Consider the following 14672-nt stretch of genomic DNA (forward strand, 5'->3'; position numbering starts at 1 on the left):
ACTGCTTTTAACGGGCGCCGACACTTTGATGATGCTTTTCTCATTGAATCGCTATTTGAAAGGACGCCATAAAGTATGAAGAAAATTTTATTTTGGGTAGCCATTAGTCTGCCGGTTGTTGCATGCGCGGAAGACATGCGTGTCGATATTGCCCGTTTTTCTCAAGGCGATCTGAACGGCTGGCAGAAAAAGGATTTTGCGGGTGAAACTCGCTATGCTTTGGATAATTTAGATGGACAGCTTGCCTTGCGTGCTGATAGCGATGCAGCAGCTTCAGGTCGTTATCGCAAGGTAAGCGTCGATCTTAACCAAACGCCCATACTTAACTGGACCTGGAAGGTCGGCGGCATATTAACCGGTAACGATGAGCGTACTCGAGCTGGCGACGATTATCCGGCGCGGGTTTATGTGGTGTTTTCCGGTGGAGTCATGTTTTGGCGCACGCGCGCCATCAATTATGTGTGGTCGAACCAACAACCGGTCGGCAGTCGTTGGCCCAATGCTTTTACCGATCATGCACAGATGATCGCGATTGAATCAGGCTCTGATCGGGTCGGTCAGTGGATCAACGAACGTCGAGATGTGCGTGCCGATTACCGGCGTGCATTCGGTGAAGAACCGGGTCAAGTTGATGCTGTAGCAATCATGACCGACACAGATAACACGGGTGCAGTGGCTACAGCATGGTATGGTGATATCTGGTTTTCAGAAAAATAATAGACGGAGCTCTGAGTCAACATGATTTTGGTTCACGCCTATTTCAATTGGTACGTGAGTAGCGCACGAACATTGAAAAGCGCATCATTCTGGTTAGAAGTTGCCGGAGGGCGTGTCACCCATAGTGGGCTATAGAACATTCCCACGCTCAGCCTGAGTTTGTCGGTCAAGGAATAGGCAATACCGGCGCTAGCTGCAAACGTCCAGGTTTTGGCCGCGAGGTGGGTATTATCGATGATGCCGAAAGTCTGGGCGTTGACATGAACTTGTGTATCAAGAAAGTTTCCGGATACGGCAATAAAAGGAGTTAGTCCCCTTAATTGTTCGATACGATAAGCGCCACTTAATTCGAGTCCCGCGTAGCGCTGGCTCGACTTATCCGCCGATTTTCTCTCGCAACCATACAAGTTTTCTGGAGAACCCGGCGGGAATTGGGCAACACTGCCGGGACAGGTAAATGCGCCTTCCACGTTACCAATCTGTCCGTACATTCGAACGCCGATAGTCCAGGGATCACGCTCGTACAAGGGGCGTTCCAGCGCGAATGCAAAGAGGTTTGGTTTGAGCCCAAAAATGCTAATGGGCGGCACGTAGGAAAGGGTCAGGGCAAATCGCCCCGGAAGCCCGAAAGTGATGCGTGGTCGGCCAAAAACAGGAGCTTTGTTCAGATCTTCTTCCTTGATACCATTGAAACCAATTTGTCGCTGCGCAGAACTGAGTTGGGGAATCCAGTCCAATTCGACTCCACCTTCGATTGAGCCTAATGCTCGACTGCGCGGTACGCTGAGCCCCGATAGCAGTGTGATTGACGTAACGTAATTCATTGCCCATGCTTCAGGGCGATTGGAATGCAGAAACTCAGTCTCATTGATCACATCCTGTGCCAACGTTTGACCGCTGGGCACGATGGCCAAGAGACCGATGAGATACGCTTTAAGCCGCGATGATTTAACCATGAGTAATTGTCTATTATTAGCAGATATTTTATAAATTAATTTGCAGTAGAACTGCATTAATAATTCAATTTCGCTCAGGTTCTTAATGAGATCTTAGGTATTCTCAAGATTGCGTAGTGCAGTGGCAACCAGTTGAATCTAAAGAGCTATGATATTCCCAGATTATCGGAAATATATCCCATAAAATAGGTATAGACTAACGCATATTTTAAGTGTAATGTCAAACATGCATGTCTGTTTTATCGAATGGAGGTTTGTTATGTTGCGTCTCATACTTCTGTGGCTAATAAGTCTGTTTTTCGCGTCTTCGGTTACTGCAACTGCGGCAACAGTAACGGTAGATATCCAAAACTTTGTGTTCAACCCTAATACAATTACACTTAATGTAGGAGATTCAGTAAATTGGATTAACCGGGATGGTGCAGTACATAGTGCAACTCAGGATGCTAACTTATGGAGCAGCGATTTAAATACTGGTGAGTCATTTAATTTTATGTTTAATAACCCCGGCACTTACACATATTTTTGTCGATTCCACCCGTTTATGAGGGGTACTATTAATGTTTCAAGCCAAGGAACGATAGATCCGATATTATGCTTTTTTAGTTGGGTTGAGTCTAACTATTCCCAGTTTTTTGCGCCCGCAGGGAACGCAAGCTTATTGACTTTTCCGCCTTATACCTATCGCTATTATCCTGTAACAGATTCTTACTTAGCAGTTTCCTCTACGGACAATCATGTGTATTACATGTTTGGGAATGATGGCATCATACATGATGCGGGAGCGTTTTCCGATTGGCTTGGTACTGCCAGTTGCCAATAAAGCCGTGTGGGTTTTTATGTCGTTAAGTGTTAATGTATCAACAAATCCGGACAGCCCAGTTAAGGTGCTGAGATAAAAACTACGGTGTTGCTAAAGCCAAGTTAACAAACTACTGCGAATAATTTTATATGCTAAGTGTACTGCAATTTCTTAAATGTGATGACTCTTAAACCAACTGACACTGTAGATAAAGACCGAATCATTGTAGATACCTGTTTGCCAGAGGTTGAAAAAACATCTCCTAAAATACAGAATCAGCTTTTGGCGGCTTTGCCGCAGAATGAATTTGACGAGATCGCATCTTCATTAAAACTAGTCGATCTGGAAAGGGATCAGGTCTTGTGGGAAATGGATGAAAAACGTAAACATATCTATTTTCCCACTACGGTCATGGTTTGTATGCTCTACGACACTGAAGACGGTGATTCGATTGAGGTTGGGATGACAGGTCCGCAGGGTATGGTTGGTGTCGTAACGTTTGTCGGAGATGCCAGGATGGCTAAAAGAGCCGTTGTCATGAATCCTGGTCAAGCCTATGTTATGAAGGCTAATGATGTCGAGAAATATTTTGAGGAATTGCCGTGTTTTCAGGAAATCTGTTTATGCTATACACAGACACTGATTGTTCAGCTCTCTCAAGGCATAATCTGCAATCGCCTGCATTCTATAGATCAGCAACTTTGCCGATATTTGCTGATTTATAGCGACACGCTGCGATCCACAGTCTTTTATTTGACTCAGGCGCGCATCTCAAATGTCCTGGGTGTGCGCCGTGAAAGCATCTCCACTGCGGCTGCTCAACTTCAGGCTAAAGGACTTATAAAATACACGCACGGTAAAATAGAATTGCTTGATCGGAAGGGCTTGTTGGCTGCCACCTGCGAGTGCTACGAAGTCGTTATGGAGCAAAACGAAAGAATACTTGGCAAGTATTTCTCCCAATAAGTAATGCTTAATGTCTGATGCAAGTTTCCAGTTTTACCAGATATAGTTGCCGCATTACTGCTGTTCGTGCCTAATCGGGGTCTTATGTGATGCGAAAACGATCTGCTCATTATTGCTGAGTCTTATTGCCAGGCCGGGGTAAGTTCGCATCAAGAGGGGTGGGCTCAGCCACCCAGAAACCTTGTGCATAATCGACACCGATATTTTCCAGAGCTTGTAGTGTTTGATCATTTTCTACCCATACGGCGATGGTTTTAAGCCGCATGATATGGCCGATGTGATGAATTGATTCAACCATTGCCAGGTTGACTGTGTCGGTAAGCATATTTTTGATTAATTGACCATCTATTTTCAGATAGTCAAGTGGGATATCCTTTAAATAACTGAACGATGATAGGTTGCTGCCAAAGTCATCGATGGAGATGCGACAGCCTAATTCCTTCAGGGTAGTGACGAAATGCATGACATGCTTTAAATCGTTCAACGCGTCTTGTTCGCTGATTTCGAAGCAGATGCAGGCGGGATCCAGTTGGCTGGCTTTAATACTATTTATCGTGAGATTAAGGAAATCTTCGCTTTCCAGTGCTTGCCCGGATATATTGATGGTGTAGATCGCATTGGCTGTGTGTGCCGAGTTTGTCCGTATTAGCTGCAATGATTGCTGTACCACCCAGCGATCAATGAGCAACATTTGATCATGCCGCCGGGCGGCAGGTAGAAATGCACTGGGCATAATCAGCTGACCGTTCTCATCCTTCAAGCGTAATAAGATCTCACCCTGTTGTTCTTGCTCTGGATGTTCCGAGATTAACCGGATTGGTTGGTAGTAAAGTTGAAAGTGTCGTTTTTCTAGAGCATTTTGAATGCGAGGTAGCCATTGTATTTCGGTGGAATCATGCAGGTGATGACCGGATTGATACACCTGCACTCGGTTGCGTCCTTGTTCCTTGGCGGCATAACAGGCGCTGTCAGCTGCATTGAGCGCATGTTCAATATCATGGTTTCCATGAGTGATGGGGAATATTCCGATGCTCACGCCAATAGTGAAAGTTTTGCCTTGCCACCGGAAACGGAAGCTTTGCACCAGTTCACGCAATGTGTGCGCTACTTGTAACGCCTGATTTCTAGGGCAGTGTTCAAGGATAACTGCAAATTCATCACCGCCCAGACGTGCCAGCGTGTCTCGTGTGCGCAGCTTGGAATGCAACAATGCGGTTATCTGGCGCAACAATTTGTCACCGGCGCTATGGCCGCAACTGTCGTTGATGATTTTGAATTGATCGAGGTCGAGATAAAGCAGCGCATGTATGTCATTTTTGCGCGTGGATATCAGAATTTTGCTGAGACGATTCTCGAATTCCTTGCGATTGAGCAGACCGGTCAGTGAATCATGTGCGGCTTGATAGGCAAGCTTTTGTGTTAGTTTGCGCTGTTCTGTTACGTCGCGGAAAGTTATCACGGTACCAATCACGTGCTTTTGTTCATTCTGGATCGGGGCTACGGCGTAATCAATGATGTACTCTTTTTTCTCTCGGTGGATCAATATGCATTCACGGTGCTTGTGAGAGTTTTTGGACTCATTTAAGTGATTGGCCAGTGGATTTTTGGTCGGCTCCTGAGTAGTTATGTCCATGATGTTGAATACTTTCGGTAGCAGAGTGTCGTGCATTTCTTCATTGCTCCAGCCGGTTAGTATTTCTGCGGTTGGGTTTAGAAAAGTAATTTTTCCACTGGTATCTGTGGTGATGACTGCATCGCCGATACTCGCTAATGTGATTTGAAATAGCTCTTTTTCCTGGTGCAGGATATCGTTTGATATAGTGAGTGCTTCGGTGCGTTCTGCAACTCGTTGCTCCAGTTGATTCTTGGTTTGAATCAGGCGTTTTAGCAGCTGAATGTTATTAAAACGTAATTTGAGTGAATTTGTGATTGTTTGGTGTAGTTGGTGCGAAATTCTACCCATGGTAAATACAAACAGTAAATAAGTAAGCGCGATGATCATCTGAATGTTACTTTCGTGCGTGATGACCTGATAGGTGAAAGGAAGCACAACGGGTATCGAAAAGGCTAAAAAGGCGCCTTTATACGACGATAAGGTAGCCATTGCGCCTGCGACTATGCCACCCAGTAAGTACGCCAGAAATAATTGATGGGTTGCACTGCCGGTAACAAAAAAAATGCTTCCAGCGGAACCCCATAGTATCCCCGCTAATAATACGCTAATATAAAACCAATGCCCCCAAGTTACTGATTCGGCAACGGATGGGTTTTTTCGAAAATAGGCTCTGACCAACAGAAATCTTGCGAAAGTGAGGGAATAAATTGCCGCCAGCCAGCCTAGAAGCCAGCCCTTTCCGATTAGATCCCAAAAAATAAGAGTCAACGCAGCAGCAACAACCAATGTGACAAATAATGCCTTAGGAGCTTGCTGGTAAGCTAGTTTGATTTGCTCGGCCAGTAATGAGCCAGAATGGTTGGGGGGAGGTTGAGAATTCACATTGCGATTATTGAACCTTGGCTCCATATAATAAAGCTTTTTACGGGAGAACTATGGAGATTGTAGGGGCATTACTAAATGTTTGCCAATGAATCTGCAATAGTTAATTTGGAGTAAAGATACACAAAGCTTTTCAACAACTTGAAATCTGACAGTAAATGTGCAATCTTCTATGGCAAGATGTTGATAATGTATAAGATAAAAAGTATTCATCATATTAGAAGTCAGAAGATTCTTATATATACTTAATATTTATTTTAAGTAAAGTTGGCTGCTCTATTGCACATGCCGGGTAGGACGCTGGATAAAAATTACAGGAGCATACTCATTAAAATGAGACGTATCGCAGCTAGTTTATTTTGTCGGAAGTTTCTGTCTCGCGCTGGTTTCATTTTACTCGTGGTCTCAGCGCCGGTATTCGGTGCCGGCATTGCTGTGATGGAGCAAAGTGTCAAGGAATTGGGGCAGGCATTCTCCGGTGCACCCACTAATACGAGTGACGGCAGTATGGTGTTCTTTAATCCGGCTGCGATGAGCCAGGTGCGCGGTAAATTGATTTCAGTTGCGAGCTACTATATCGCACCGTCTGCAACTTTTCATAATAGTTCTTCGCAATTGAGTCCGCAATTGGGCGGCGCACCGCTTACGGGCGGGGATGGCGGAGATTCTGCGCAATCGGTTTTTATTCCGAATTTTTATTATGTGCAGGAGTTGTCAAGCCGCGTAGCCTTCGGTTTTGGATTTAATGTACCTTATGGCATGCGCAATAGCTATGATTCGGACTGGAAAGGACGCTACCAAGCCATTGATTCAGAAATTCTGACTATTAATTTGAATCCATCTTTGTCGTTCAAGGTAACCGAAAAATTTTCTCTAGGTGCCGGTTTTAACGTACAGTACCTGCGGGCCAAGCTAACCAACGCAATTGATCTAGGGCCGGCATGCTTTTTATTGCAGGGAGCATTGCCATGCCTCAGCCAGGGGATTTCACCGCAAACTGCGGATGGACATGTCTCGCTCAAGGGCGACAGTGTCGGTTTTGGTTACAATTTTGGCGCATTCTACACGCTGACACCTGATACTCGATTCGGTGTCAGCTACCGTTCTCGAATTGCCCATGACGTGAAAGGGGATGCAAATTTCACGATACCGGATAAAGCCATCGCATTGACGCAAGGTAATATTCTGGTGGACACTCATGCGGTTACTTCGGTGACTTTGCCAGACTCGGTCTTGTTCGGTTTCTCGCACCACCTCAATCCGCGTTGGGAAGTTTCTGCCGATGCGTTATGGACGCATTGGAGCTTGGTTCGAGAATTCAGGACAAATTTCTCTTCATCACAATCCGATGATGTGCAAAATCTGAAATGGAACGATACGTGGCGCTATGCTTTTGGGGTTAATTATTTTTCCACAACCAATAAGTGGATACTGCGAACAGGATTTGCTTATGATGAAACGCCGATTCCCAATGCACAACACAGATCGCCCCGAATTCCCGACAGCAACCGCTATTGGCTGACCGCCGGCTTTACTTATGCAGTTCGGAATAATATTTTTATTCACGGTGCGTATGCACATCTGTTCATGGATAACCCCTCGATCAGTCGAAGGGGTGTGACTGGAGATTTTCTTTCTGGGCAGTTTTCTGAACAAATCAATATTGGTGGTCTACAACTAGACTGGCGTTTCTAGTCCTAACAGGCCAATGAGAACTATCTGCATTATCCTATAATGTTGCGTCCATCGGTGTGAGTGTGATGGATAAATTTTATAACCAAATTTCGGGATTAATCAATGGACAAAAACATACGCCTTAATTTCTGGTTTTTTACCCTGGCACTAATGTCTTTGCTGTTAGTACAAAATTTATATAAGCAATACAATAAGGTTGAGCCTATTCCCTACAGCCATTTCCAGGATTTGTTAGAACAGGGGCGGGTGGCTGAGATCGCCATTACCGAGAACCAGATCTTCGGAACATTGAAAGAAATGCACGCGGATGGTTATAAGGATTTTGTCACCACCCGGGTGGAACCCGAGTTAGCGGAGATCCTGGATAAATATCATGTGGTCTATACCGGTGTGGTGCAAAGCACCTGGTTGCGTGATTTATTATCCTGGATTGTGCCGACAGCAATCTTTGTCGGAATCTGGCTGTTCGTGATTCGCCGTATGGGGAGCAGCATGGGAGGCGGATTGATGTCGATCGGTAAGAGTCACGCCAAAGTGTTTGTGGAGAAGGAAACCAAGGTGACTTTTGCTGATGTGGCGGGTGTCGATGAAGCCAAGGAGGAGTTGGTTGAGATTATCAATTTCTTAAAAAATCCAGCGGATTACGGTCGTTTAGGCGGACGAGCGCCGAAAGGTATTTTGCTGGTGGGGCCGCCCGGAACTGGCAAAACGTTGTTGGCTCGTGCGGTGGCAGGTGAAGCTGGAGTGCCGTTTTTTTCCATTTCCGGCTCGGAATTTGTTGAGATGTTTGTCGGTGTCGGCGCGGCTAGGGTGCGTGATTTGTTCGAACAAGCGAGACAAATGGCGCCCGCGATTATTTTTATTGATGAACTGGATGCGTTGGGACGTGCTCGAGGTGCCTATGGCTTGGGAGGAGGGCATGACGAAAAAGAACAAACTCTGAATCAGTTGTTGGCCGAGCTGGATGGTTTCGATTCCAGTAGTGGCATCGTGTTATTGGCAGCGACCAATCGGCCGGAAATTCTTGATCCGGCATTGCTGCGCGCTGGGCGATTTGACCGCCAAGTGTTGGTGGATCGCCCGGATAAAATTGGGCGGGAACAAATTCTTGATGTACATGCAAAAAAAGTAAAATTGCACAGCGACGTTAGAATTGAAGAAATTGCAGCGCTAACGCCGGGGTTTACCGGGGCGGATCTGGCGAACCTCATCAACGAAGCGACTCTATTAGCGACCCGACGTGCCGCACCATCGGTCACAATGGCGGACTTCAATAATGCCATTGAGCGCATCGTGGCAGGATTGGAAAAACGTAACCGTTTGCTGAATCCCGATGAGCGCCGTGTAGTGGCGTTCCATGAACTTGGACATGTCATGGTGGCGCTGGCGCTTCCAGGAACCGACGAAGTACACAAAGTTTCCATCATTCCACGCGGTGTTGGCGCGCTGGGCTACACCATTCAGCGTCCGACTGAAGACCGTTATCTGATGACTCGCGTGGAGCTGCAAAACAAAATGGCTGTGCTATTGGGTGGGCGTGCAGCCGAGCAGATCGTGTTTAACGAAGTGTCCACCGGTGCGGCAGACGACCTGGTGCGTGCCACTGATATTGCTCGTGCCATGGTGTTGCGGTATGGCATGAGTGATGCTTTAGGTAATGTTGCATATGATCGGGAACAGTCGGCATTTCTACAACCCAATGTTCCTGTGCCACAAAGTCGCAACTACAGCGAAGAAACCGCCAACAAGATCGATATTGCAGTGCGTGTGCTGGTTGATCAAGCCCTGGAACGTGCAATCAATATACTTCAATCCAACCGTGGGTTGCTTGATCAAGCTGCGCAAGAGCTATTGCAAAAAGAAACACTCAATCAACCTGAAATACTTAAATTAAAGCAAACGATTGTCTTCCCAGTGCATCGCATTGACAAGCCCGGACTCCAGATTGATTAATGGGCTTATCTCTTTGAATTATATCGTTGCTCCATCGAAATTTTATTCGTAACTGATTAATGTAAATTGAAATGATTCTGCATTGGTTAACTGCATTTGTATGTTATTGAGAACGGTAGATGCATTGATCATCGCTGATGGAATGCGTAATTGACCGCTTGTGCTCGAGAATGTGGCGATATTGAGTGGTTTATTATTCAGCGATGCCACACTGTCTGGGTCGAGTTCAAATACAATCGAAGGGCTATCTTGAATCAACCGTAAGCTGACTTCCAGTGCATCGCCCGTTCCGATATCCACTGCAAAACTCAAAATTCCTTGACTGAAAATGCTTGTTGCATCAATGAGCACAACATCATTTATCCGCACCAAATTTTTAAGCGAGGCAGCTGATGAGCCATCATAATCTTTCAATGGTGTTGCAGCGAAGCTGCCTCCAAAGTTACTTATGGGGAGTGCTTCAATAGCATCGAAGACATTCATTCCATCAAAAATAACGCGACCAAATACGGTAAAGCCACCATTTTGATTATCCAGATTCAAGGAATTGTCATTTAAGTTAACAAACCATTGACTGGTTGCGCTGTTGGGGTCGCCGCCAAGTTTTGCCATGGCGACGGTTCCGCGTGTGTTGGAAATTTTAAATTCATTGATGATCGGAGCAAAAGTATTTACAGCAGTGAGTGATTCGCCAGCGGTACCAGAGATAATTTTAAAACCGCCGCCTTGAACGACAAAATCAGGAACGCTGCGATGAAAGATGCTATTTATGTAGGTGGCACGATTAATGTAGTTAATAAAGTTGGTTGTTGTGATCGGCGTCTGCGTTTCAAAAAGCTCAATACAAAATTGCCCCATATTGGTTGTAAAACAGGCGACCCGGTTTGCGTGCGTAATGGGGGAGGAAAAAAATAGGCAGACAACCAATACGGTTTTATACAAGGCAGGACTGAGGCGCATGATGATAGGATATTTTTGAATGAGTTGAAATTGGATTTTACTGATAGATGCTTAACCGAGGCAATACTTTTATTTGTTTTGGTTAAGCTGCAGTTTTGTACTAATGAATTTTAATAATGTAACGAGAATTAGTGGCTCCTCAAATCAATGTGGAAACAGAGAGTAATTGTGAAGCATTTTGTTCTGATAAAGATATTTACATATTAATGATTTTGTGTTTTTCTCAGTTCGGAGCTTTCTTCAATAGCATCCAACATCATAGCTGCTACATTAAATCCCGTTTGCTGTGTAATTTCTTGCATTCCCGTAGGACTGGTCACATTAATTTCGGTTAAATAGTCTCCGATCACGTCCAATCCAACCAGCGTCAAACCATTTTTAGCTAATTCTGGCCCTAGCGATTCTGCAATTTCCTTATCGCGCGCCGAGAGTGGTTGTGTTTTTCCGGTACCCCCCGCAGCGAGATTGCCACGTGTTTCGCCGAGTTTCGGAATGCGCGCTAAAGCAAAAGGTACCGCTTTGCCGGCAATGAGTAGTATACGTTTGTCACCTTGGGCAATTTCAGGAATGAAACGTTGCACCATGATGGTTCGCGTCCCATAGTGAGTCAGCATTTCGAGAATCACGCTGATATTATAGTCTGCAAGATGGACACGAAACACGTTGGCGCCACCCATGCCATCCAGTGGCTTTAAGATAATGTCTTGATGAATACTAAGAAATTCTCTAATTAAATGTGCCTGACTGGTTACTAACATAGGTGCAATAAATTGTGGAAATTTAGTAATGGCAAGCTTCTCGTTGTGGTCGCGAACACTGCTGGGGCTGTTAATTACCCAGGCGCCCTGAGCTTCAGCCAGTTCCAGCAAGTACGTGCTGTAAACATATTCCATATCAAACGGCGGGTCTTTACGCATCAATACAACGTCAAATTCGTGCAAAGGAATTGCAGAAATATCACTAATTTTGTACCAATGCCCATTCGATGTTGCTGGATTTGTGAGTGACAACACACGTGAGAAACCTGTGACAACATGATTGATCAATGCAATATCATGTTGATAAAGTACGGATATCTGGTGGTTTCGAGCAATGGCTTCACAGATCAAGGCATAGCTTGTGTCCTTATCAGTTTTAATGGAATCCAACTGATCAATGATAAAGGCAAACTTCATGGCACAGTTTATGCGGAATTTAATTTTGCATCAGCAGAATCGGTTTGTTGCAATTCTAATGCGGCGGCTAGTAGTGCCAAACGCGCCACAACACCATAGGCATAAAAGCGATTCGGAATAATGTTTGACTGGGATGCATTTGGTTCCAGGCAGGTGGTTTCAAATGCCAGCGGCACAAAATGCATGCCGGGAGCATTCAAGTTTTCATCAATGCCGCGCCCGGTATGAACGCGATAAAAACCGCCGACGACGTGGCGATCAATCATATAGATGACTGGCTCCGCTACCGCCTGATTGATCGTTTCAAAGGTGTAAACACCTTCTTGCACCAGTACATGGGAGACTTGTAATCCTTCTTTCACTACAGCCATTTTATTGCGCTGCTTGCGGTTGAGCTTATAAATATCCGAACCGTCTTTTACGGTCATGATTCCCATTCCGTAGGTTCCTGAGTCAGCTTTGACAATGACAAATGGATCTTCCTTGACACCATATTGTTGATATTTCTTCTTGATCACCGAGAGAATTCGATCAATAGCGGCTGCTACACATTCTTCTCCTTGTTTGTCATGAAAATTAATTTCTCCACATGAATTAAAGCGGGGATTGATTAACCAAGGGTCAATGCCAATTAATTCCGCAAATTCAAGCGCAATGCGATCATAAGCAGCAAAGTGGTTAGATTTAAGGCGCGTTGCCCAACCGGCGTGTAAAGGTGGGATCACGACTTGATTCAAATTTTGTAAAATTTCAGGAATGCCAGTTGATAGATCATTGTTAAGTAATACGGCGCAAGGCTCAAAATTTGCGACACTTAATTGATTGTTTTTTCGAATGATAGGCTCAAGTTTAATAGACTGACCATCTGGAAGATCAATATGGGCTGCTGTGGTGATTTCCGGCAATAAGGTGCCGATACGTACATTCAACCCGGCTCGCTGCATGATATTTTGCAACGTGGCAATATTTTGTAGATAAAAAATATTGCGTGTGTGATTTTCCGGGATCAACAATAAGCTATGTGTATCCGGGCATATCTTGTCGATAGCATTCATCATCGCTTGCACACATAAAGGAATGAACTCCGGGTTTAGATTGTTAAACCCACCGGGAAACAAATTGGTATCAACCGGTGCTAATTTAAAGCCACTGTTACGTAAATCAACAGAACAATAAAACGGCACTGCGTATTCGCGCCATTTTCCCCTTATCCAATGTTCAATAGTTGGCATGGCATTAATGATACGATTTTCGAGGTCAAGAATAGGACCGCGCAAGGCTGTGGAAAGATGAGGTACTGGCATTTTATGTTGAATTATTGAACCAGAGCCATTATACCATTATGGTTTAAATAGATTGTGATCAGTCCGATCCTCAAGTATCTTATGTTTTTCATATATTTCCTGATGCTATTTGCTTGTCATGGTTAATCCGCTGCAACCAGTTCTAATTTTATTGGCCATCGCAGTTCTGGCCGTGGTCGTTTTTCGACTATTGCGCTTACCTCCAATGCTAGGTTATTTGTTGGCAGGTGTCAGTATTGGGCCGCATGCTTTAGGGTGGATTTCGGATAACGAAGAAACGCGCCATCTGGCTGAATTTGGTGTGGTCTTTCTGATGTTTAGTATTGGCCTTGAATTTAGTTTGACTAAACTTATTGCCATGAAACGCATTGTATTTGGCTTTGGAACGGCGCAAGTGGTAATCACGATTTTGGTAGTTATCGTGATTGCGTGGTTGCTGCAATTGGATTGGCGCATTGGATTGGTGCTCGGAGGGGCTTTGGCCATGTCATCCACTGCTATTGTAAGCAAAATGCTGGCTGAACGGGCTGAACTTAATACATCACACGGAAGGCAAATAATAGGTGTATTGCTTTTTCAGGATTTAGCGGTTATTCCATTGCTCATTATCATACCCGCATTGAGGGTTGAGGTTGATGCGGATACCAACGATTTTAGTACTATGCTGACGATCGCAATTGTGAAAATCGTTATTGCATTGACATTTATTTTATTCATTGGCCAAAAGCTCATGCGTCCATGGTTTCACTTAGTTGCTAGGCAGAAATCTTCGGAGCTGTTTGTTTTAAATGTATTGTTGATTACTCTTGGGTTGGCGTGGATGACGGAGTCGGCTGGCTTGTCACTGGCTTTGGGTGCATTCCTTGCAGGCATGTTGATTTCCGAGACAGAATATCGCTATCAAGTTGAAGACGATATCAAACCATTTCGAGACGTATTATTAGGCTTGTTTTTTGTAACTATTGGCATGTTGCTGGACATGCAGGTGCTTATAGAGAATTTTTTCTGGGTATTTGTCATTCTGATTACGCTCATTGTTTTTAAAATTATCGTGATTACTGGTTTGTCGCGCTTATTCGGTGCTGAGTCCAATGTGGCGATAAGAACAGGATTAAGTTTAGCGCAAGGTGGTGAATTCGGGTTTATTTTGCTGGCGCAGGCGAGTGCAGTAGGATTAATGGAGAATTCAATTCTCCAGCCCGTTTTGGCAGCGATGGTGCTGTCGATGTTTGTTGCGCCATTCCTGATTGAATATAGTGAGCCAATGATTCAGCGCTTTTGCGGCTCGGATTGGATGCATCGTGCTATGCAAATAACATCCATCGCAACACAAACTATGGTGACACAAAATCATGTCATTATATGCGGCTATGGGCGAAGTGGGCAAAGCATAGCGCGTATTTTCGAGCAAGAAGCAATACCGTTTGTTGCATTGGACCTTGATCCGCAACGTATACATGAAGCGACCAGTGCAGGAGAGTCAGTTGTTTATGGCGATGCAGCGCGTCGTGAAGTATTAATTGCAGCAGGGTTGATGCGTGCAAGAGTATTGGTTGTGAGCTACTCCAATACCATTTCGACCTTAAAAATTTTGAAACATGTGCAGGAATTGCGTCCAGAGCTGTCTGTTGTCGTTCGAACTCGTGA

General features: G+C 44.8%; 11 protein-coding genes. 6 read left to right on the forward strand and 5 right to left on the reverse strand.

Going from position 1 to position 14672, the window contains the following annotated elements; translation table 11 throughout:
• Positions 1-75: 75 nt before the first annotated feature.
• Positions 76-717, forward strand: a complete 642-nt coding sequence (locus Q0C11_RS12505) for a DUF3047 domain-containing protein (protein WP_293008472.1) — start codon at positions 76-78, stop codon at positions 715-717.
• A gap of 38 nt (positions 718-755) precedes the next feature.
• Here Q0C11_RS12505 and Q0C11_RS12510 read toward each other — a convergent pair whose 3' ends face one another.
• Positions 756-1673 (reverse strand): hypothetical protein, encoded by a 918-nt coding sequence (locus Q0C11_RS12510; RefSeq protein ID WP_293008474.1) that lies wholly within the window; start codon positions 1671-1673, stop codon positions 756-758.
• A 259-nt stretch (positions 1674-1932) separates the two neighbouring features.
• Here Q0C11_RS12510 and Q0C11_RS12515 point away from each other — a divergent pair, with 259 nt between their 5' ends.
• Both Q0C11_RS12515 and Q0C11_RS12520 read left to right on the forward strand, forming a co-directional pair.
• A complete protein-coding gene (locus tag Q0C11_RS12515) occupies positions 1933-2496 on the forward strand; it encodes a cupredoxin family copper-binding protein (protein ID WP_293008476.1) in 564 nt (187 codons plus the stop codon).
• Between the two features lie 159 nt (positions 2497-2655).
• Complete coding sequence (locus Q0C11_RS12520) at positions 2656-3441, forward strand: Crp/Fnr family transcriptional regulator (protein ID WP_293008478.1); 786 nt, start codon at positions 2656-2658, stop codon at positions 3439-3441.
• Positions 3442-3550: 109 nt separating this feature from the next.
• On the opposite strand, the gene Q0C11_RS12525 is transcribed toward Q0C11_RS12520, so the two are convergent.
• Positions 3551-5938, reverse strand: coding sequence for an EAL domain-containing protein (locus Q0C11_RS12525; RefSeq protein ID WP_293008480.1), 2388 nt, complete (start codon positions 5936-5938; stop codon positions 3551-3553).
• A gap of 333 nt (positions 5939-6271) precedes the next feature.
• On the opposite strand from Q0C11_RS12525, the gene Q0C11_RS12530 reads away from it, so the two are divergent.
• Positions 6272-7633 carry an OmpP1/FadL family transporter gene (locus Q0C11_RS12530; protein WP_293008482.1) on the forward strand — a complete coding sequence of 454 codons (1362 nt, stop codon included), beginning with the start codon at positions 6272-6274 and terminating at the stop codon, positions 7631-7633.
• A 102-nt stretch (positions 7634-7735) separates the two neighbouring features.
• Positions 7736-9586 (forward strand): ATP-dependent zinc metalloprotease FtsH, encoded by a 1851-nt coding sequence (ftsH, locus tag Q0C11_RS12535; protein WP_293008484.1) that lies wholly within the window; start codon positions 7736-7738, stop codon positions 9584-9586.
• A gap of 42 nt (positions 9587-9628) precedes the next feature.
• On the opposite strand, the gene Q0C11_RS12540 is transcribed toward ftsH, so the two are convergent.
• The 3 genes from Q0C11_RS12540 to gshA all read right to left on the reverse strand — a co-directional run bounded on the left by Q0C11_RS12540 (position 9629) and on the right by gshA (position 13025).
• Positions 9629-10546: a peptidylprolyl isomerase gene (locus tag Q0C11_RS12540; RefSeq protein ID WP_293008486.1), complete on the reverse strand. Its 918-nt coding sequence runs from the start codon at positions 10544-10546 to the stop codon at positions 9629-9631.
• Between the two features lie 203 nt (positions 10547-10749).
• Positions 10750-11721 (reverse strand): glutathione synthase, encoded by a 972-nt coding sequence (gene gshB, locus Q0C11_RS12545; protein ID WP_293008488.1) that lies wholly within the window; start codon positions 11719-11721, stop codon positions 10750-10752.
• 8 nt (positions 11722-11729) lie between these two features.
• On the reverse strand, positions 11730-13025 hold the full coding sequence (gene gshA, locus Q0C11_RS12550; RefSeq protein ID WP_293008490.1) for a glutamate--cysteine ligase: 1296 nt from the start codon (positions 13023-13025) through the stop codon (positions 11730-11732).
• A 118-nt stretch (positions 13026-13143) separates the two neighbouring features.
• Between gshA and Q0C11_RS12555 the strand changes: the two genes are divergently transcribed.
• Positions 13144-14672, forward strand: a 1529-nt coding sequence (locus tag Q0C11_RS12555) for a monovalent cation:proton antiporter-2 (CPA2) family protein (protein ID WP_293008492.1), incomplete at its 3' end; no start/stop codon positions are given.

The sequence above is a fragment of the Nitrosomonas sp. genome (assembly GCF_022842015.1).
Lineage (GTDB): Bacteria > Pseudomonadota > Gammaproteobacteria > Burkholderiales > Nitrosomonadaceae > Nitrosomonas.

What these genes read in the sequence shown, in the direction of transcription:
- Q0C11_RS12540 (WP_293008486.1), bottom strand. Translation starts at nt 10,546, where the DNA reads ATGCGCCTCAGTCCTGCCTTGTATAAAACCGTATTGGTTGTCTGCCTA.
- Q0C11_RS12520 (WP_293008478.1), top strand. Translation starts at nt 2,656, where the DNA reads ATGACTCTTAAACCAACTGACACTGTAGATAAAGACCGAATCATTGTA.
- Q0C11_RS12515 (WP_293008476.1), top strand. Translation starts at nt 1,933, where the DNA reads ATGTTGCGTCTCATACTTCTGTGGCTAATAAGTCTGTTTTTCGCGTCT.
- gshB (WP_293008488.1), bottom strand. Translation starts at nt 11,721, where the DNA reads ATGAAGTTTGCCTTTATCATTGATCAGTTGGATTCCATTAAAACTGAT.
- gshA (WP_293008490.1), bottom strand. Translation starts at nt 13,025, where the DNA reads ATGCCAGTACCTCATCTTTCCACAGCCTTGCGCGGTCCTATTCTTGAC.
- Q0C11_RS12505 (WP_293008472.1), top strand. Translation starts at nt 76, where the DNA reads ATGAAGAAAATTTTATTTTGGGTAGCCATTAGTCTGCCGGTTGTTGCA.
- ftsH (WP_293008484.1), top strand. Translation starts at nt 7,736, where the DNA reads ATGGACAAAAACATACGCCTTAATTTCTGGTTTTTTACCCTGGCACTA.
- Q0C11_RS12530 (WP_293008482.1), top strand. Translation starts at nt 6,272, where the DNA reads ATGAGACGTATCGCAGCTAGTTTATTTTGTCGGAAGTTTCTGTCTCGC.
- Q0C11_RS12510 (WP_293008474.1), bottom strand. Translation starts at nt 1,673, where the DNA reads ATGGTTAAATCATCGCGGCTTAAAGCGTATCTCATCGGTCTCTTGGCC.